16 protein-coding genes, 1 tRNA gene and 1 pseudogene are annotated in these 17880 nt (G+C 68.8%); 9 read left to right on the top strand and 9 right to left on the bottom strand.

Features of this window, described 5'->3' with window-relative positions; translation table 11 throughout:
- Positions 1 to 133: helix-turn-helix domain-containing protein (locus ACWEVS_RS16875; protein ID WP_452552206.1), on the bottom strand; the 133-nt coding region annotated here is incomplete at its 3' end.
- A 460-nt stretch (positions 134 to 593) separates the two neighbouring features.
- Here ACWEVS_RS16875 and ACWEVS_RS16870 point away from each other — a divergent pair.
- Positions 594 to 1523, top strand: a complete 930-nt coding sequence (locus ACWEVS_RS16870; RefSeq protein ID WP_452552201.1) for an aminoglycoside phosphotransferase family protein — start codon at positions 594 to 596, stop codon at positions 1521 to 1523.
- Between the two features lie 179 nt (positions 1524 to 1702).
- On the opposite strand, the gene ACWEVS_RS16865 is transcribed toward ACWEVS_RS16870, so the two are convergent.
- The 3 genes from ACWEVS_RS16865 to galK form a co-directional block, all read right to left on the bottom strand.
- The gene (locus ACWEVS_RS16865; RefSeq protein ID WP_452552199.1) at positions 1703 to 2476 is read right to left on the bottom strand and encodes an enoyl-CoA hydratase-related protein; all 774 of its coding nucleotides are present in this window, start codon (positions 2474 to 2476) and stop codon (positions 1703 to 1705) included.
- Positions 2477 to 2897: 421 nt separating this feature from the next.
- Positions 2898 to 4016, bottom strand: a complete 1119-nt coding sequence (locus tag ACWEVS_RS16860) for a nitric oxide synthase oxygenase (RefSeq protein WP_452552198.1) — start codon at positions 4014 to 4016, stop codon at positions 2898 to 2900.
- A gap of 230 nt (positions 4017 to 4246) precedes the next feature.
- Positions 4247 to 5362 (bottom strand): galactokinase, encoded by a 1116-nt coding sequence (galK, locus tag ACWEVS_RS16855; RefSeq protein WP_452552197.1) that lies wholly within the window; start codon positions 5360 to 5362, stop codon positions 4247 to 4249.
- A gap of 43 nt (positions 5363 to 5405) precedes the next feature.
- Between galK and ACWEVS_RS16850 the strand changes: the two genes are divergently transcribed.
- The gene (locus ACWEVS_RS16850; protein WP_452412792.1) at positions 5406 to 6227 is read left to right on the top strand and encodes a 1-aminocyclopropane-1-carboxylate deaminase/D-cysteine desulfhydrase; all 822 of its coding nucleotides are present in this window, start codon (positions 5406 to 5408) and stop codon (positions 6225 to 6227) included.
- On the opposite strand, the gene ACWEVS_RS16845 is transcribed toward ACWEVS_RS16850, so the two are convergent.
- Entirely contained in the window at positions 6161 to 6835 is a 675-nt protein-coding gene (locus ACWEVS_RS16845; RefSeq protein ID WP_449916559.1) for a DUF6766 family protein, read from the bottom strand. The two genes, ACWEVS_RS16850 and ACWEVS_RS16845, sit on opposite strands and share 67 nt — an antisense overlap.
- A gap of 79 nt (positions 6836 to 6914) precedes the next feature.
- Positions 6915 to 7301: a hypothetical protein gene (locus ACWEVS_RS16840; protein ID WP_452552195.1), complete on the bottom strand. Its 387-nt coding sequence runs from the start codon at positions 7299 to 7301 to the stop codon at positions 6915 to 6917.
- Between the two features lie 42 nt (positions 7302 to 7343).
- Between ACWEVS_RS16840 and ACWEVS_RS16835 the strand changes: the two genes are divergently transcribed.
- The 5 genes and pseudogenes from ACWEVS_RS16835 to ACWEVS_RS16815 form a co-directional block, all read left to right on the top strand.
- On the top strand, positions 7344 to 7847 hold the full coding sequence (locus ACWEVS_RS16835) for a DinB family protein (protein WP_449916554.1): 504 nt from the start codon (positions 7344 to 7346) through the stop codon (positions 7845 to 7847).
- A gap of 494 nt (positions 7848 to 8341) precedes the next feature.
- On the top strand, positions 8342 to 8653 hold the full coding sequence (locus tag ACWEVS_RS16830) for a PEP-utilizing enzyme (RefSeq protein ID WP_452552193.1): 312 nt from the start codon (positions 8342 to 8344) through the stop codon (positions 8651 to 8653).
- A 427-nt stretch (positions 8654 to 9080) separates the two neighbouring features.
- A tRNA-Ile gene (locus ACWEVS_RS16825) sits at positions 9081 to 9154 on the top strand.
- A gap of 530 nt (positions 9155 to 9684) precedes the next feature.
- Positions 9685 to 10368 carry a hypothetical protein gene (locus ACWEVS_RS16820; RefSeq protein WP_452552192.1) on the top strand — a complete coding sequence of 228 codons (684 nt, stop codon included), beginning with the start codon at positions 9685 to 9687 and terminating at the stop codon, positions 10366 to 10368.
- Positions 10369 to 10406: 38 nt separating this feature from the next.
- A pseudogene (locus ACWEVS_RS16815) lies at positions 10407 to 10551 on the top strand (IS1380 family transposase); the annotation flags it as partial.
- A gap of 472 nt (positions 10552 to 11023) precedes the next feature.
- Here the strand turns inward: ACWEVS_RS16815 and ACWEVS_RS16810 are convergent.
- On the bottom strand, positions 11024 to 11866 hold the full coding sequence (locus tag ACWEVS_RS16810; protein WP_452412797.1) for a sulfurtransferase: 843 nt from the start codon (positions 11864 to 11866) through the stop codon (positions 11024 to 11026).
- A gap of 315 nt (positions 11867 to 12181) precedes the next feature.
- Here ACWEVS_RS16810 and ACWEVS_RS16805 point away from each other — a divergent pair, with 315 nt between their 5' ends.
- Positions 12182 to 12307: a hypothetical protein gene (locus ACWEVS_RS16805; protein WP_358145912.1), complete on the top strand. Its 126-nt coding sequence runs from the start codon at positions 12182 to 12184 to the stop codon at positions 12305 to 12307.
- A 34-nt stretch (positions 12308 to 12341) separates the two neighbouring features.
- On the opposite strand, the gene ACWEVS_RS16800 is transcribed toward ACWEVS_RS16805, so the two are convergent.
- Both ACWEVS_RS16800 and ACWEVS_RS16795 read right to left on the bottom strand, forming a co-directional pair.
- Positions 12342 to 13427, bottom strand: a complete 1086-nt coding sequence (locus ACWEVS_RS16800) for an RICIN domain-containing protein (RefSeq protein WP_449916547.1) — start codon at positions 13425 to 13427, stop codon at positions 12342 to 12344.
- 810 nt (positions 13428 to 14237) lie between these two features.
- Complete coding sequence (locus ACWEVS_RS16795; protein WP_452552190.1) at positions 14238 to 15920, bottom strand: hypothetical protein; 1683 nt, start codon at positions 15918 to 15920, stop codon at positions 14238 to 14240.
- Between the two features lie 409 nt (positions 15921 to 16329).
- Between ACWEVS_RS16795 and ACWEVS_RS16790 the strand changes: the two genes are divergently transcribed.
- The gene (locus ACWEVS_RS16790; protein ID WP_452412799.1) at positions 16330 to 17538 is read left to right on the top strand and encodes a vanadium-dependent haloperoxidase; all 1209 of its coding nucleotides are present in this window, start codon (positions 16330 to 16332) and stop codon (positions 17536 to 17538) included.
- Positions 17539 to 17880 lie beyond the last annotated feature (342 nt).

The following is a 17880-nucleotide window of genomic DNA, read 5'->3' as shown; positions in this document are numbered from 1 at the left end:
GAGATGGAGGTCCTTTGGAGTGCAGCGCCTGGGCGCCACCCTCGCGCCAGGCACGCCGCCACCGTTCCACCGACCGCTCAGTGACCCGCAGCCGACGCGCGATCGCCGTGTTCTTCTCACCTTGTGCGAACATCCCGGCCGCTTCCAGCCGTATCCGTTCCCGGCGCTGCTGTTCCTGGGGGCTGAACCCCCCCGCCTTGCGCGTATCGCACACGCTCGTCGTACCGGACGGATCAATGCTCGTCAGCTATCCGACAAGACCCATTTAAGTTCGACCCAGTGGTCGGCTCTGCAACCCCCGTACCAGTCGGCGGTAATCGTCGCGGTCGTAGCACCGATCGGTAGGGACGACATCAGGGCGCTGGCGGGGGTGGCCGCGCTCGCCGCACACCTTCGAGATGGCCTGCAGGAGTGGAACGGGCTGGGTGACATCGTTGCGGTTGGTGCCGGCCTGCGGGTGGGACGACGGCATACGGGCAGGCCAGGGCGGTGGCGTCTGTTCGCACTTGCGCGCTGACAGGCGCCGGCTGGCAGGATGCCTAGCCAGTGTCCTGGTCGCACACTCGAGTCCGTTGCCGGACAGGGAGGTCTCGTTGAGCGGTATACCCGATCTTGGCCCACTGCCCCAGCGCGTCACGGTCAACGCGGAGCAGGCTCATCGGCTCGTCGCCGAGCAGTTTCCTCAGTGGGCGGACCTCCCGGTCGAGCCCGTAGCCAATGGTGGCTGGGACAACGTGACCTTCCACCTCGGCGACGGAATGCTGATGCGTCTGCCCAGCGCAGCCGAGTACGCCTTGGCGGTGGAAAAGGAACACCGGTGGCTTCCGCCGCTCGCCTCCCAGCTTCCGCTGCCCATTCCCGCCCCGCTGGCGAAGGGCGAGCCAGGTGCGGGCTACCCCTTCTCGTGGTCGATCTACCAGTGGCTCGACGGCGAGCCTGCGAGCGCCGACCGGATCGCCGATCCGGTCGGCTTCGCGGTCGACCTGGCCGGCTTCGTCGCGGCCTTGCAGAGCGTCGACACCGCTGACGGTCCCCGGCCGGGAAAGCACAACTGGTTCCGGGGCGCCACACTGCGCACCTATGAGGGGCTGCTCGAGCACGCGCTGAAGGAACTGGACGGCCACGTCGATGTCAGCCTGGCGCGCGAGATCTGGAAGACCGCGCTGGACGCACGCTGGGACGGTGTGGACAGGTGGTTCCACGGTGACCTTGCCCAGGGCAACGTCCTGCTCGAGGACGGGCGGTTGGCAGCCGTCATCGACTTCGGCACGTGCGGCGTCGGCGACCCGGCCTGCGACCTGGCGATCGCGTGGACATTGCTGACCGCCGACGGCCGCCAGGCGTTCCGCGAGCGACTGTCCGTTGACGATGCGAAGTGGGCGCGCGGGCGTGGCTGGGCTCTCTGGAAGACGATGGCCACCTGCTCAGACACCCTGGGCGATACCGACGAGGTGACGCTGAACGCACGGTGCGTCCTGACCGAGATCTTCGCTGAGTACTCAGCAGGGAGCCCTGGCGAGTGACACAGTGAGTGGCATCCGAGGCGCCCGAGCGGATCCGATCACCCCGTGGGGCCCGCATCGCACCGACAGGCCGCATCACCCGGCCGCCGTGATGGGCTGAGGAGTCGAAGGGGGAGTCAGCCGGTGTGAACGGGCACGAACGAGGCTGAACTTGGTTGATCGGCTGACTCCACGCGGGGTCACAGGGGAGGGAAGCGGGGGTCGCGGCGTTCGAGGAAGGCGGCCACCCCCTCGGTGAAGTCGGGGCGGCCGAACGAGGCCATCATCTCCCGCTCCGCGGCCTTGGCCGACGCCTCCAGCGTCTGGTCCCAGTCGCCCCACACCTGGCGCTTGATGACCTCCATGGACGCCGGAGAGCTGTGCACCGCCAGCTCCCGCGCGTACGCCTGCGCCTGCGGCACCAGCTCCTCGCCCGGGACCGCCCGGTTGACCAGGCCCATCGCGCAGGCTTCGGCGCCGGTGAACACCCGCCCCGACAGCAGCACGTCCATGGCCCGCTGCTGCCCCATGAGCCGCGGCAGCACCCACGACAGGCCGTACTCGGCGATCAGTCCCCTGCGCGCGAAGGCCGTCGTCCACTTGGCGTCCTCGGCGCTGAAGACGAGATCGCACACCAGCGCGTGCACCATGCCGAGCCCGGCGCACGCCCCGTTGACGGCGGCGATGATCGGCTTGCAGATGGTGGTGGGGAAGGTGTTCGGCGTCGGGTCGGGCTCCTCGTCATAGGTGCCGGACCGGATGGCGTCGAGGGTCTGGAAGTCGGCGCCCGAGCAGAAGCCCCTGCCCGCGCCGGTGACCACGATCGCCCGTACGGCGGGGTCCTTCTCGGCCTGTTCGAGGAGGTCGTAGTAGCGGCGGCCCATCGCGTCCGTCCACGCGTTGAGGCGCTCGGGACGGTTGAACGTCAGCGTCATCACGCCCTGGTCGACCGACGACAGCACCAGCTCCGACATCGCGCACCCTCCAGGCGCCTGCTACTGACGTTACAGAACAACGTTCTACACCAAGGGGGGCAGGTCCGGAAAGCCGTGATCGGGCAGGCCGGGTGGGGGTCGCCGTCACCCACCCCCGCCACGCGCGCCCGAGGAGCGTCCCCTGGACGGGCGGGACCCCGTGCCGGGCGGAGGCGCCTGGGCGGGCCTGCCGTACAGAAGGAAGACGCGCCGGCCGGACGGCCCGCGCCCGCGCTGCCGTGAAGAGCGGCCCGCACGGTGAAGAGAGGCCTGGGCGCCGTGAAGGGGTGCCTGCGCTTGTCCGCGCGAAGAGAGGTCTGGGCCGCCGTGAAGGGGTGCCTGCGCTTGTCCGCGGGAAGAGCAGTCTGTCGCTGCCGTGGAGAGACAGGGAGCGGGGAGCGGGGAGCGGGGAGCGGGGGAGTCACGGGTGGGCGGGGACGAAGGCGGGGGTGAGGCGGTGCCGGTCGTAGTAGCGGTGGAAGACCGGGGTGGCCGCGCCGGACATCGGTGGCACGATCCACGACCAGTCCGCCGGGCAGACCCTGCCCGCCTTCTCCTCCCGCTCCAGGTGGGTCAGGAACCGCCTGGACTCGGTGTGGTGGTCGGTCATCGTCACCCCCGCCCGCTCGAACGAGTGCAGCACCGCCACGTTGAGCTCCACCAGCGCGTGGTCGCGCCACAGGGTGCGCTCGTTGGAGGTGTCCAGGCCCAGCCGCCGGGCGATCAGCGGGAGCTGGTCGTAGCGGTCGTGGTCGGCGAGGTTGCGGGCGCCGATCTCGGTCCCCATGTACCAGCCGTTGAACGGCGCGCACGGGTAGCAGATGCCGCCGATCTCCAGGCACATGTTGGAGATGGCCGGCAGGGCGTGCCAGCGCAGGTCCAGTTCCTCGAACCAGCGGTACTCGGGATGCCTGATCGGTACTTCGAGGATCGCGTCCCCTGGCACGCTGCACAGCAGCGGCTGTCCCTTGGCGGGCTGGACGACCAGCGGCAGCACGTCCCACCTGGTTCCCTGGCCGCCGCGCCAGCCCATGGCGAGCGCCTGTCCGGTGAAGGCGACGTTGCGCGGGTCGCCGAGCACGCCGCCGTCCTTGAGCTGGTAGCCGGCGTAGCGGATCAGCTGCTCGTTCACGATGCGCGGTCCAGGGCAGCCGGGGTGGTCCTGGGCGAACACGGTGATCATCGGCCGGATCTTGCCGTGGCCCGTGGCCTCTCGCAGGTGGGCGACGCATTCGACGGCGACGCCTTCGGCGGTGGAGACGTCCCTGCGGTCCCTGACCTTCAGCGACCGCCAGTAGAGTCTTCCGATGCAGCGGCTGCTGTTGCGCCAGGCCACTTTCGCGCCGAACTCCAGTTCCTCGGCGGTGTGCGTGTAGGTGCCGAACTTCGCCGCGTCCCTCGCGATCCGGCGTAGGCGCGCGGTGACGTCTCCCGCGTCCGGGTTCTCCGCGTGGAACAGGCGGATGAATCGTTCCGCCTCGCGGAAGTCGACGGTCTTCTCGGCGGCGGTGTGGACATCGAAGGGACGAAGGGATCTCATCCACGTAAGCACCTGGCACCCAGCGCATTCCGGGTTGGCGGAGCGTCCTGCCGATTCCGGGTCGGAGGCACGTTCCTGTGGCGGCGCCCTTTCCGCGCCGCCCTCATGGGACCCGCAGCAGATCACATCTTCACCCTGCTCGGCATGATTTGTCCCCCGAACCGGGAAACTGTGTGATCGAAGCGCTCCGGAGCGTCACGCGACGCCGGCCGGAGACCGTCGCGCCGCGCTCAGGGGGTGAGCTTGTGGGCGCCCCTGGCGGGCGTGGCGGGCAGGAACCGGGGCTCCTTCCAGCCGCGCTCGGCGTAGGCGGCCAGCACCGCCTCCTGGACGGCGGGCACCCGCTCCTCGGCCACCAGCGCGATCGCCGACCCGCCGAACCCGCCGCCGGTCATCCGCGCGCCGCGTGCCCCGCCCCTGATGGCGGCCTCCACCGCGACGTCGAGCTCGGGCGCGGACACCTCGTACTGGTCGCGCAGCGACAGGTGCGAGGCGTTCAGCAGCGCCCCGATCTCGGCGACCGCCTTCGCGCGCAGCAGCCCGATGACCGCCTCGACGCGGTGGTTCTCCGTGACGACGTGCTGGACGCGCTTGCGCTCGTCACCCTGCAGGACGGCCAGCGCCCCCGCCAGGTCCGTCACGTCGCGCAGGGCCGCGACCCCCAGCTTGCGGGCGGCGGACTCGCAGTCGGCGCGGCGCCTGGCGTACTGGCCGTCGGCCAGCTCGTGGTGGACGCCGGTGTCGATGATGAGGATCCGCAGCCCGTACGCGGCCAGGTCCAGCGGGATGGCGCGGTATCCGAGGGAGCGGCAGTCGAGGAAGAGCGCCTTGCCCTCTTCGGACAGCGCCGAGGCGGCCTGGTCCATGATGCCGCACGGCATGCCGACGAAGTCGTTCTCCGCCTTCTGGCCGAGCAGGGCGATCTCCATGGGCGTCATGCCCAGGCCGTACACCTCGTTGAGCGCGGAGCCGACGACGACCTCGAGGGCCGCGCTGGAGCTGAGCCCTGCGCCCGCGGGCAGGTCGCCGTCGATCACGATGTCGGCGCCCTGGACGCGCGAGCCGAGCATGGCCAGGACGCCGACGACGTAGCGGGTCCAGCCGGTGGCGGACTCCCACGTCTCGATGACGGCGGGTGCGCCGGGCGACTGCAGCGACAGCAGCCTGATCGTGCCGTCCGTGCGCGGGCTGAGCGCGGCGGTGACACCCCACGGCACGGCGAAGGGGAGCACGAAACCGTCGTTGTAGTCGGTGTGCTCGCCGATGAGGTTGACGCGTCCGGGCGCCCGCCACACGGTCGCCGGCTCGGCACCGTAGGCGCCACGGAAAGCTTCAATAACGCGCATAATCGAACACTCCTCAACAACGGTTCGACCGTAGACTAGCGCGATGGAGGAAATGAGGGATCCCCGGCTCGGGACGGTCAGGCTCTTCCTCAAGCACGACGACAACAAGGCCCGCAAGCTCAAGTACAACCTGGGCCACCCGCGCGTGCTCAGCTTCGGCGGCGCCTACTCGGGGCACCTGCGCGCGCTGGCCAGGGCGGGCATGGAGCACGGCTTCGAGACGATCGGGGTGGTGCGCGGGGAGGAGCGTCTGCCGCTCAACCCCTCACTGGCCTACGCCAAGGCCTGCGGGATGCGCCTGACCTACCTCGACCGCGCCACCTACCGGCTCAAGCACACCCCGCCCGTGCTCGACGGCCTGCGCGAGCGGTTCGGCGACGTCGCCATCCTGCCCGAGGGCGGCAGCAACGCCGCCGCGGTGCGGGGCTGCGCCGAGCTGCCGGGGGAGATCGACGTCGACTACGACCTGATCTGCTGCCCCGTCGGCACCGGCGGCACCCTGGCGGGCATCGCGGCCGGGCTGCCCGAGGGAAAGCGCGCGCTCGGCTTCGCCGTTCTCAAAGGCGCCGCCTTCCTCGCCGACGAGGTGGCCAGGCTCCAGCGCGAGGCCTACGGCGAGGTGAGCGGCAACTGGGACCTCGACCTCGACTACCACTTCGGCGGCTACGCCAAGCTCTCGCCCGCGCTCGACCCCTCCTTCGAGCAGGTCTACGTGGCCAAGATGATCTACGGAATCGTCGACCGGGCGAGGCAGGGCGCCTTCGCCCCCGGCACGCGCGTCGTCGCCGTCGTCACGGGTCAGCCCTCGACTCCCGTCGCGTCGTGGGGAGCGCCGACCGGTTTCGACTCCGGGGACCCGCGCTGACGCAGGAAGATCGACAGCACCACCATCGACGCCACGGCGAGGAACTCCGACTGCCAGTTCTGCAACGTCCTGCTCCAGAACTCCGGGCCGATGACGTAGGCGCCCCAGTCCTGCGGGTCACGCAGCTCGGCCAGCCGCTCGGAGTTGTTCGCGGCGAGCCCGGCCACCGACTGGGCCAGCCACGACAGCACGAAGATGGTGCCCATCACCCAGCCGAGCGAGTTGCTGAACACCGCGCTGCGCCAGCCGCCGGCCGTGGCCCAGTTCGGCGACTCGGGCTGGGCGTGCCTGCCCATCATCTGGTCCTCGTCGGACTCGCCGCCCTCCTTGCCGACCTCCTTGGACTCGGGCGAGCCCCGCTGCACCAGCCACACCGTCGCCACGATGAACAGCAGGAACTGCAGGTACTCGGACTGCCAGTTCTCGGCCACGTCCACCGCGAAGTCAGACGAGGCCACGTACTCGACCACCGAGATCGGCTGCCCGCCGTCGACCAGTTGCCGGTCGTTGTACTGGCCGTTGCCCGCCACCGCCTGGCCCACCAGCGCCAGGGCGAAGATCAGCAGGAAGAACAGCGACAGCGAGTTCTCCTTGAGGAAACGCTTCATCGGTGCATCAGCCCCATCGCGAAGAACCACGTCAGCCCCACCACGACGATGAGCACCGTGGTGACGAACACCGCGCGCATCAGCTCTCCACCTCGCAGTCGTACGGCAGGTCGTCGCCCCGCGGCGTGCAGCCCGCGGCCCTGACCCGCCAGCCGCCGCCGAAGCGGTGCAGGAAGATCGTGTCGCCGGTCGTGCGCACCTGCGCCTCGTCACCCCACACGACGGCCGACACCACCGGGCCCTCCCGAAGACCGAGCTCCACCAGCGCCTGAGCGCACGTCTGGCCCTTGTCGGGCAGCTTCTGGGCGGCCCTCGCGGCCAGCAGCGCGCAGGCCGCCTCTCCCTGCCGGGCGGTCACGGCGGCGACGAACCGCTCCGCCGTACGGGCGGGCGCGCCGGTGTCGGCGGCGCATCCTGCGACGGCGAGCGGCACCAGCAGCGCGAGCAGAACGACGGCGGACCTCATAGCCGACAGCTACCCGAAATGACGGATGAGTAGCTTGGGGCCATGGAGAGAACCGATGTCCCGCGAAGCTGGGACGAGCGAGCGACCGTGCAGACCTTCCTGACCTACGCGCGTGCCACGGCCGTGGCCAAGTGCGAAGGGCTGAGCGACGAGGCCGCGCGGAAGGCGCCGCTGCCCGACTCGCCGCTCATGACGATCGCCGGGCTGATCAGCCACCTGCGCTGGGTCGAGCACTGGTGGTTCGAAGTGGTGTTCCTCGGCGAGGACGTGCGCGCGCCGTGGTCGGAGGAGGCGCCCGACATGGACTTCACGCCGGACCCCTCGCGGACGCTGGCCGATGTGGTGGACGAGTACACGCGCGCGTGCGCGGAGATCGACCGCAAGCTCGCCGACCACGACCTGGACGAGCTGTCGGCGCGCAAGGGCCGCGCCGGCCACGAGTTCACGCTGCGATGGGTGTTCGGGCACCTGATCGAGGAGACCTCGCGGCACAACGGCCATCTCGACGTGGTGCGGGAACTGGTCGACGGGGTGAAGGGCGTCTAGTAGCCGCCCGGTCCCTGGTCACCCGGTACCGCCCGCCCGCTTCGGCGAAGCGGCCCGGTTCTGGTCACCTGGTACCACCCGCCTGCCTCGGCGAAGCGGCCCGGCGAACGGCTCGCCGACCTGCCGGCCGACGCGTGGCAGCGTGCGGTGGGGGTGGGCGAGCCGGACGACCCCCAGGCCGTCGCCAAGGCGACACAGGACCATCTCGACGCCGCCGCGTACGTCGCGCAGGCTAGCCCGCGCGACTCGCTCGGTTTCGACCCCGTCCGCTGGGCCGCCTCGCCCCACGGCCGCGCCGACCTCTACGACGCGCGGCGTGCCGTACGAGATGTCCAATGCGGTGACCGGCTTCCCCGGTGCGCCCGGCATCGTCGAAGGCGTGGCGAGAGTCATCCCGGGGCCGGAAGAGGGCGAACGGCTCAAACAGGGCGAGATCCTTGCCACCACCCTGACCAACGACGCCGCTGTTCCTCCGCGCCGCCGTCGTCACCGGCATGGGCGCCCCGCTGTCCCACGCCACGATCGTCGCGCGCGAACCCGGCATCCCCGCCGTCGTCGGCACCGGCACCGCCACCATGCGCATCAAGGACGGCGACCGCGTCCGGGTCGACGGAGAGCGGGGAACGGTAGAGGTTCTGCCAAGTCGACCGGTCGCCCCGTACAGGACGGCCAGGATGCCAGGCATGACTGAGGAGGAACGGGAGCTGGAAGCCAGGTGTGAGGCCTACCGTAAGGCTTGCCAGGACCTTGGCAGGGTCGGGACTTTCGAACCGCGGCGGCCCGCGGACGAGAAGACACCCGCCTGATCCTGCGGCATCGGCCGGGAGACGCCCACCCGAAACGCCTGGCTCATCCGGCGAGACGGGGCGGCGGGACGAAGAAACGCCCGCCCGATCCGGCGGGATCGGGCGGGCGTTTCCCCACGTGTGCGAACCGGTGTGCAGGTCGCCTCTCGGCGAAAGGCGCAACACGGCTCCAGCCGAACGGTATTCCGTGAAGGCAATAGGTGAGGCCCGGGGACACTGGGCACACCGGCCACGAGGGATGTAACCCCGAGAGCCGCGCATCCATTCCCGGCTCCCTTCCTGGCTCCCGGAACGGGGGTGCTCCGCCCTCCGCGGGGGCGGGGCACCAGAAGGAAGGGACGCGAGGGAACGCCATTGGCGCCCCCGCCGGTGGGATGCGATCTATGCTGGCAAGCGCGAGATTTTGTGGGAGACTGCACTCTCGCAGGGGGCGGTAGCTCAGCCGGTCAGAGCATCGGACTCATAATCCGTGGGTCGTGGGTTCAAGTCCCACCCGCCCTACTCATTCCCATCGCGTTGACCTGGGGTTTCTCGGTTCTTCTCCGACTCGCCGTGAGTCGAAGGCGGCGAGTGGTTGCTCGCTGGCTGCTCTTGTGTACGGACCGTGTTGATGTGTAGATCGCTTAGGCCCGTAATGTCAACTCGGGTTGTCAATATGACCATCAGAAGGCCAAGCGCCTCCGTGCTGCTGGCGCTTCTGGCGGACGGGGGTAGCGCAACGTGAGCGCGCTCATGCGAGACCAATCGGTGCTGAGCGAGTGCTCGCTGATCGGCGGCGAGCCGATGGTGACCGGCATTCCAGCGCATTGCGCCACACCTTTAACCGGATGCTTGGCTGTCTGTTCCACTGCTTGCAGGCCGGCCACGCCTACGACGGCCTTGTGGCCTTCCTGCCGCGGCGGGGGGCGGGAGTGACCTTCACTCGGATCGCCCGTCAGCATGCTGTCGTAGCTGTGAGGGAGGATCACGGCAGCTATCGAACGCTGCGGCGGCGACCACCCGCCGATGACCCCACTGTCGAAAGGAGAGGCATGTTTCTCGAATCGCCCACCGCAAACTGGGATGCCGTGCCAGTTGAGGAGGCCCTGGAGCAGTACGACATGGCCGAAGCGAGCAACCGCACCAGCTGGGATGTCGACGACTATTTCGGTGAGGAACCCGAGCATTTCTACGTCCACCGCGGTGACCTGACGATCGACGGTGCGCTGGCGCTGGGCAACACGCCTGGCGAGGACGAGGACACGGTCTACGTCATCGATGGCGATCTAACCGTCAGCGGTCCCATCACCTTTTGCAACGCGGACGTCTACACTTCGCTCTACGTCACCGGCTCGGTCGTGGCACAGGATCTGGTGTGCCTCTGGGACAGTTGCCTGTTCGTCGGCCGGTCTTTGACCGTCCGGAACCTTCTCGCGACTTCGCTGTACGACCCGGCCGCCCTCGTCGTCAAAGGGCCGGTGTCTGCACATACCTGGCTTGAGATGGGCGGCCGGGGCTGTATCTACTTCGCCGGCAAACCAACGACCGACACCTGTGTTCGCGGGCACCTGGACGAGTACGCCGAGGGAGCCAATGCCGCTGTCTACCTCGGCGGGGAAGGCAAGGCCGTCAGCGTGGCGGAGGCGGTCCTCCCTGAGTTCCTCGAAGAGGACAGAATCTGCGACAGCCTGAAGATCCTGAAGGCGGTGCTTGAGGGCAGGCCCGTCCTGCGGTAGGCACCCGCCCAGGCGCGCTGTTGTGCCGGTTCGGGGTTCCCGCGAGCGCGTGGACCCCGACCGTCGAAGCCGACGGCACCGTCGGCGAGGACGCGTGGGACGGGGCTGGTCGTGCGGAAGGAACGCCCGCACCCCGGCGCCCAATTGTGGGCCACCGACGTGGACGTAAACCGCGTTCGCTGCGAACACTCCTGGGCTCACCAGCGGAAACGCAGGAACTACATTCGGTAAGACAACGGCTTCTAGGTATCGACCGTGTGGGTCGACGGCGGCTACAACGCCGCTGTGATCCGGCATGGTACTCGGCGCGGAATCGCCGTGGAGGTAGTGAAGCGTCTTTCCGAAAGCGGCTTCCACGTGCTGCCGCGCCGCTGGGTTGTCGAACGCACGTTGGGGTGGCTGATGCAGCATCGGCGGCTCGTAAGCGGCGCGTGGCTGGCGGCGTCGAGGAGCCCGATCACGATCTCGACAGCGGTGGCCGGCCGCGTGTCCCCTCCCAGCCGCTACACGCTCTCGCCGCGGGCTCACCAGGCCCAGTCGCCGAGGATCGCGTCGGACCCTTTCCAGCAGTGCGGCGGGTGTCGGCGATCGTGCGCGTGGCGGGCGCCGAGGCCCGCCAACGGGCGGCACCGCTGGGTGAGCCTGCCGGAGACACTCAGACGTTGTCCCAGATCCGGCCGTCGCCCAGCTCGACGGGGACGCCGACGAGGGAGCCGTACTCCGTCCACGACCCGTCGTAGTTGCGCACCTCGGGCAGGTCGAGCAGCTCGTGCAGGACGAACCAGGTGTGCGCGGAGCGCTCGCCGATCCGGCAGTAGACGATCACTGGGCCCTCCGGCTCGCCATAGAGCGCGCGCAGCTCTTCCTGGGACCTGAACGTGCCGTCGGAAGCGCAGGCCCTGGACCAGGGAACGTTCGTGGCGGTGGGCACGTGTCCAGGCCGCTGCGCACCCTCCTGAGGCAGGTGGGCAGGGGCGAGCAGGCGGCCCGCGTACTCGTCGGGCGAGCGCACATCGATCAGCTTGACGCTGCCGACGCCCTTGATCACGTCTTCCCGCAACGCCCTGATGTCGGTGCGAGGCTCGTGGGCGAGGTAGGCCGTGGGCCGGCGGGCAGGCTCATCGAGAGTGAGCGCCCTGCCATCGAGCTCCCACTTCTTACGTCCGCCGTCGAGCAGCCGGACGTCCGCGTGGCCGTAGATCGTGAAGTACCAGTAGGCGTAGGCCGCGAACCAGTTGCTGTTGCCCCCGTAGAGCACCACCGTGTGATCACTGGAGATGCCTTTTCTGGCCATCAGCCTTTCGAACCCGGCCTTGTCGACGAAATCCCTCCGGACGGGATCCTGCAGGTCCGTGGTCCAAGCCAGGCGAACCGCTCCCGGCAGATGACCTCTGTCGTAGGCGGAGGTGTCCTCGTCCACTTCGACGAAGACCACCCGGGGGTCGCTCAGATGCGCCTGCGCCCAGTCAGCGTCCACCAGCGCTGTGTCCCTGCTCATGGGAAAGCCCTCTCTATCCGGACATGTGCTGGGTCCAGCGTGAAGCCGGCGGATTGACGCCGGATGACAGGGCCGATGACGGATCTCGGAGACCGTCAATCAATCATCAAGTTCGTGACCGCAGGATCCAGAGGTCGACCACGTTCGACGGGGAGACCTCTGCCGAAGTGGAATCAGCTCACGACAGGCGCCGGCACGCTGCTCCTCGCCACGTCTGAAAGACGTCCGTGCCGGCAGGGGACACCGTCCACACGCGGTGCTGCCCTGCCGATCTTCGTCGAACCAGCCGCCGACCGGCCAGAGCGGTCGCCATGATTGACCACGCTCACGCTCGGTCAGCCGGAAGGGGCGCGCACCTCGTGGTCGGCGGCGCTTGACGCATTCGAGGGCGTCGGCGTGCCGAAGGCTGACGAGGTGCGCGCCCGGCTGACCGTCGGGTGAGCGCCCGGGGGCTGGCACCCACCCGACGGTCAGGTCAGGACAGCTTCCACAGCTGTTGGTTGCCCGGCTTGTTGCAGTCGATCGCCCAGATGGGCCTGCCGCCGTTGTCGTCGACGGTCAGGCAGCCGCCTTGTGGGTAGCCGTGGGTCATGTTGTAGACGTTCTTGATGCTGTACCAGCCGTCCCCTTCGGGGTCGATGAAGCGCCACAGCTGGGTGGGGCCGTGGTGGGCGCGTCTGTCCTCGACGCGCCAGTTGTTCGGGATGACTTCCAGGACGTTGCCGGTGGCGGGCACCTCGATCTCCCAGGTGCCGTCGCCCTTGTCCCACACGGTGCGTCGGCCGAGGGAGAAGCCGCCCTGTGCGGTGATGGTCAGCTGCTTGCCGTGCTCGAGACGGTTACCCGGAACGGGCTTGGAGCCGCCGCCGCCCTGGCATCCGTCCTCCAGGTCCTCATCCCCGCAGTCCGGCTTGTTCTCGACGCCGTAGGGGGCGAATGTCACACTGGTCTGCCAGTCGTTGCAGCCGCCGGCGCCGCAGGACCCGAGATAGTCGTCCTCCTTGACCTGGACGCCGTCGTCGGCGCGGTTGGCCGTCTCCGGCTCGATCCACTGGATCCGGTCGCGCTGGCCCTTACGCCCCTTGAGCGTGGCTTCGCCCTTCTCGAAGATGGCGATGCTGTAGGAGAACGTCTGCTGGGTGCCGTCCGCGCCGAGGTCGACCGTTTCCTGCTCGAGGATCGGCCTGCCGTCGGGGCAGTCGTCGCACCGCAGCTTGCTCAGGTCGACTCGGCTGTCGTCGGCGATGAGCACGTGGTACCCGAACGGGAGCTGGTCGTCGACCCCTGGACTGTCGTTGTTCCAGACGTCGTCAAGGACCGCCCGCATGTACTCTCGGCGATCATTCGCCTTCTGGGCCTCGTTCTTGAAGTGCCGCACGATGGCCTTGACGAGCTCTTTGGCCAGCCGGCGGCCGATCTTGGCCACGACAACCGGCAGGATGCGTTGCTGAACTCCGGCGTTTACCTGGGCCGTGGCGGCCTGTGCCGTACCCGCGGCCCCGAATACCAGGCTCGCGCCCACGATGATGCCGACGAGCGCGCCGGCGATGCTTCGTTTCACTTGTGTCCACTCCTCGAGAACGGGATCTTTCTCGCTGGAGAGTCCACAAGATTCGCTTTGACAGCTGATTACTCGGTGATAGGTGAGCAGGTCCGCGAAGTCGACACGGCGTCCATCCGCAGTCCAAGGACGAGGCGGTGTTCACCACCCTGGCGGAGATCCTCCGCGCGCGCCGCGTCCCAACCGCGACCGCATCGCCTGCCTTCCCCGGTGAACGGCCTAGAACTGACGGGCAACGCGACCGAGCCGCCCGTCCATGCTCGGTCCAAAAGAACGCCGCCGCCTGTCGCAGTTCGCTTCGCCATTTCGTGTCAGGCCCGGCGGCCTCAGCTGCCGTTCGCTGTCCAGCGGTGATGCCCTCGGCGTGCGCAAGCAGGCATGCCGCAGTCGGCGGCGAGAAGGCGGTCCTCCGGTTGCGTCCCACGACCCGAAGCCTCGCGATCGTGTGCTTCCGTCACAGGTTTCCGCCGTCTTCCTCATGCTCATGCGGAAAGCAATGTGACCGCGATCGAGGAGTGAAAGAGCATGGCCGCCGACCGGGGATCCACCCATCGGTCAGCGGCCACCGGGGTGGCCACGAGATGCGGGAGATCGTCAACGCGATCCTCTACCAGGGCCGACCGGCCGCCAGCGGGATTTCCTGCCCCACGACCTGCTGCGCCGGCAGGTACGGGAGAGGCGGGGACGACCAGCCGACCCGAGCCTGGTGGTGCCGGACACGCGGAGCGTGCACACGGCGGCCGGGGTACCTTCAGACACGACGGGCAGGGCGCGGCCGCACCGCCAAGATCTCCACCTGCCTCGAACGGGTCACTCATTGACCGCCGGTTCGAGCTTGCTCCAGGTCCGCTCGCCCGCATCCTGAACCAGCAGGGGCATGTACGGCCGCTTCTCATTCACCTTGTCCCAACGGACGGCGGCCTTGGCGCCGGTGTTCATCTCCACGTCGTCCGTGGTGAACCGGATCTCGTCCTTCTTGTCCTGGTAGATGACCTCGATGCCATAGGCTGCGCTGTCGCCCTTGACCTTGCTGGTGTCCAGGATGAAGCGGCCGAAGCGCTTGCCGTCCAGGGGAAGTTCGGCGCTCATCGTGCTACCGGCGACGTCGGCGGAGTTGGAGACGTTAAAGGTGAGGTACTCGTCGTCGGAGATGCTGGCGCCGAAGTGGACGACGGGGGAGACCGTGTCGCTGGCGGTGTAGCCGAACTTGCTCATGTCGGCACTGACGTCGAAGACGTCCTTGGCTCCCTTGCGGAGCTGGATCTGCTCCGCGGCGACGTCGAAGGCGTCGTAGATGATGCCCACCTGGACGTCCTTCACGTCCTTGGTCAGATGGCCGCCGTCCACGGTGATGGTGATGTGGTTGTCGCCGGGAATGGTGTACTCGGGTTCGGGGTCGTCACCGGGTTTGCCGCCCTTGGGCTTGCTGACTGCGGCACCGGGGATCTCGTTCACCAGTTTGCCGTCGACGTAGCCGGTTCTACGGCCGGCGTCGTCGGTCAGGAGCAGGTGCGGGTGGTTGGCGGCGTCGCCGTCCAGGTAGACGAGCTTGGTGTCGGCGGCCGGTTCGCCCTTGGCGGAGCCCTTGCCGCTCTGCTCGCTGTCGTCGTTCCTGCCGCAGAAAGAGCAGGGCTGGATCTCGGTGACGGCCTCGACAGGGGTCAGTTCCAGGGTGCCGGTTTCGGCGTCGCCCTCATAGAGGTCGACGGGTTCGCCGGGTTTGGTGGTGGTTTTGTACTCCCAGGTGTCGCGCGTCAGATCAACCCTGACCTTCTGCGTGACGCCCGGGTAGTTGTTGTCGTACACCAGGATGTTGACCTGCCCGTCGCCGGCCTTCTCGATCGCGTAGGGCGTGATCTCGTGGCCGCCGGAGCCGTCACGTTTGTAGAAGCCGAGCGACATGCCCTCCTTCTCCTCGGCGGACCAGGCCTGGATGAGGCGGTCGACGATCTGGCTGGGCGTGCCCTTGATCATTTGCTGCTTCACGACGGCGCCGTACTGGGTGGCGAAGTTCTGGGCGATGACGCTCTGGAGGGGCTGGTTGTCCTCCTTCGCCAGTTCCGGGGTGGTGTCGGCGCCGTAGTCCGAGACGTTGAGCGTCTGTTGCCACATCTGGAGGCTGGTCAGCGACATGCCGTAGCAATGGCCGCCGTCCATGGACTTGTTGGTGTGCTCCATCCACGCCTCGGCCTGCGGGATGAGCTCGCAGGACTCGGTTTCCGCGTCGATGCAGACGGCGTCGCCGAACAGGTTGTGGACCTCCTGGGAGGTCAGGTTGGTCTCGTCCCCGCCGCCGTAGTTCTCGAACCCGAAACCGTTAGTCTCGGGTCGGAAGCCGCTGTCGGCGATGAGTTTCCCGGTGGGGGCGTCGTCGATGGCCGTTCCATAGGTCAGGTTTCCTTTGCCGCCGCTGTCCTCGGTGTCCGAGCACGCGGTCGCGGTCGCGGTGAGCATCACGGCGACCGCCAGGGCCGCAAGGGTTCTCGAGGGCATGAGCTGACGGTGGCGGGCTCGGATTGACGATCCATAACCAGTCGGTTGACAGCGGATCTGCTGGAAGGGATCACGGGGCCGGTCATTCAGCACTTCTGGGGGCCGAGATGGCCACGCGGGCGACCGGGCCGGCCGACGATGTGGTGGACGACGCGCTTCGAGCATTGGGCGATCCCCGATTGGGTGGCTACGCTCGGGCTGCGTGAGTCGCCCGTGGAGCTCCAGAACGAGCTGTTCGGACGGTCGGATCGCGGCTCATCCAAGCGGCCAGAGCCGACGGGGTCGGAGGGCAGATCTCCCGCCCAGCCCCCCAGCGCATTTCCTGAGCTCGCCGCGTCCACGGCCAACGCGGGCGGGGCGGGCTCCGTATTCCCTTGCGCAGCTTTCATCCGCAGAAGGGAAAATCTCCGTGCGACGAAGAGCTCTCCTGGCCGGGCTCGTGGCCATGACCTCCACCCTGGCGGGGACGTCCGCCCCCGCCTGGTCCGCCGGACGCGCTCCTGCTGACACGGTCCTGGAATGGTTTGACGTGTCCGCGTCCGTCATCCCGCCTTCGACCCGGCAGACGCCTCAGGTGACCAACGGCCGGGCGTGGGCGATCGCCTGGATCGCCGCGAGCCGCGCGCTGCGAGGCGACAGCCGGTCCCGCGACTTCCAGAACGCGGCGCTCGCGCAGGCCGTACACGACTCGCTGGCGGCGCTCGTCCCCGGCCAGACCGGCACGCTCGACAGTGCGCTGGCCCGCACGCTGGACCGCGTCCCCGCCGGGGCCGCCAGGGACCGCGGCGTGCTGGCGGGGCGCGAGCAGGCCCGCCGCACCCTGGCGGAACGGGCCGGCGACGGCCTCGACGCCGCGTCGGTCAACACCCCCTACACGCCTCCACCTGCGGCGCCCGGCGTGTGGCGGCCGACGCCTCCCGGCGAGGAGAGCGCCGTACAGGCAGGGCAGGCTCGTGGCAGGACGTTCCTGCTCGGCCAGGCCGACCGGTTCCGTCCAGGCTCCGCCCCCGCCCTCGACTCGGCGCGGTACCTGAGGGACCTCGCCGAGGTGCGCGCCTACGGCGTCAAGGACAGCGCGGTACGGACGCCGGAGCAGACGGCGACCGCGACGCTGTGGTCGCAGGCCTCCCTGTCCGGCTACACCCAGGCGTTGCGCGCGGCCGTGGCGCACGCCGGCGGATCTCCCGCTCGGCGCGCCGAACTGGTCGCCGTCTTCCACGCGGTGACCGTGGACGCGCAGATCGCGGTGTTCGACGCCAAGTACACCTACACGCGCTGGCGGCCGATCACCGCGATCAGAGAGGGCGGCGACCCGGCCTGGGAGCCGCTGATCACGACGCCCGCGCACCCCGAGTACCCCGGTGGCCACTCCACCTACGCGGGCGCTGCCGAACAGGTCCTCACGCGGCTGGCCGGCCCCAGGACGGCGCCGTTCCAGATGACGGGCCCGGCGGGTACGAGCCGCACCTACACCGAGTGGCGGCAGCTCACCAGGGACAACGTGAACGGCCGAGTCTGGTCGGGCATCCACTTCCGCTTCTCCGACGAGAGCGGCGCGCGACTCGGCGACCGCGTGGCCCTGTGGGACCTGCCCAGGGCCCAGGCGCTGTTCCGCTGAACCGAGGACCGTTTTCGGCCGCCCAGCCAACCCGGCCGGCTGGGCGGCCTGGAGTACGGGCGTGATCCAGTACGACGCCGACCGAACTGTTCATACCTCGCCATGGCCGGCTGAGCGGACGTGCGGTGAGTGTGGGGAGCGGTACCGAGTCGCCTCACGCGGGGAAGGAGGGCTGTTTCATTTCCGGGTAATGAGTCTGAAGTTAGAACCGGGGTTGCGCGTCAGGATCATCGGACACTGGCGTTCTGGAGACTGGCGCCCGGGGAAAGCGCTTGAACTGCGGCGACGGGATGGCTTCAGACTTCCGATCATGGACGCTCAGATGGAGCCTGCCGTCAACGA

The sequence above is a fragment of the Nonomuraea sp. NPDC003754 genome (assembly GCF_053605785.1).
The sequence above is the reverse complement of the archived record's forward strand: the minus strand, read 5'-3'. Positions and strand labels throughout refer to the sequence as shown.

Bases quoted from the DNA above. Each gene is read 5' to 3' on its own strand.
- ACWEVS_RS16865 (WP_452552199.1), bottom strand. From the start codon at position 2,476: ATGTCGGAGCTGGTGCTGTCGTCGGTCGACCAGGGCGTGATGACGCTG.
- ACWEVS_RS16860 (WP_452552198.1), bottom strand. From the start codon at position 4,016: ATGAGATCCCTTCGTCCCTTCGATGTCCACACCGCCGCCGAGAAGACC.
- galK (WP_452552197.1), bottom strand. From the start codon at position 5,362: ATGCGCGTTATTGAAGCTTTCCGTGGCGCCTACGGTGCCGAGCCGGCG.
- ACWEVS_RS16850 (WP_452412792.1), top strand. From the start codon at position 5,406: ATGGAGGAAATGAGGGATCCCCGGCTCGGGACGGTCAGGCTCTTCCTC.
- ACWEVS_RS16845 (WP_449916559.1), bottom strand. From the start codon at position 6,835: ATGAAGCGTTTCCTCAAGGAGAACTCGCTGTCGCTGTTCTTCCTGCTG.
- ACWEVS_RS16840 (WP_452552195.1), bottom strand. From the start codon at position 7,301: ATGAGGTCCGCCGTCGTTCTGCTCGCGCTGCTGGTGCCGCTCGCCGTC.
- ACWEVS_RS16835 (WP_449916554.1), top strand. From the start codon at position 7,344: ATGGAGAGAACCGATGTCCCGCGAAGCTGGGACGAGCGAGCGACCGTG.
- ACWEVS_RS16830 (WP_452552193.1), top strand. From the start codon at position 8,342: ATGGGCGCCCCGCTGTCCCACGCCACGATCGTCGCGCGCGAACCCGGC.
- ACWEVS_RS16820 (WP_452552192.1), top strand. From the start codon at position 9,685: ATGTTTCTCGAATCGCCCACCGCAAACTGGGATGCCGTGCCAGTTGAG.
- ACWEVS_RS16810 (WP_452412797.1), bottom strand. From the start codon at position 11,866: ATGAGCAGGGACACAGCGCTGGTGGACGCTGACTGGGCGCAGGCGCAT.
- ACWEVS_RS16795 (WP_452552190.1), bottom strand. From the start codon at position 15,920: ATGCCCTCGAGAACCCTTGCGGCCCTGGCGGTCGCCGTGATGCTCACC.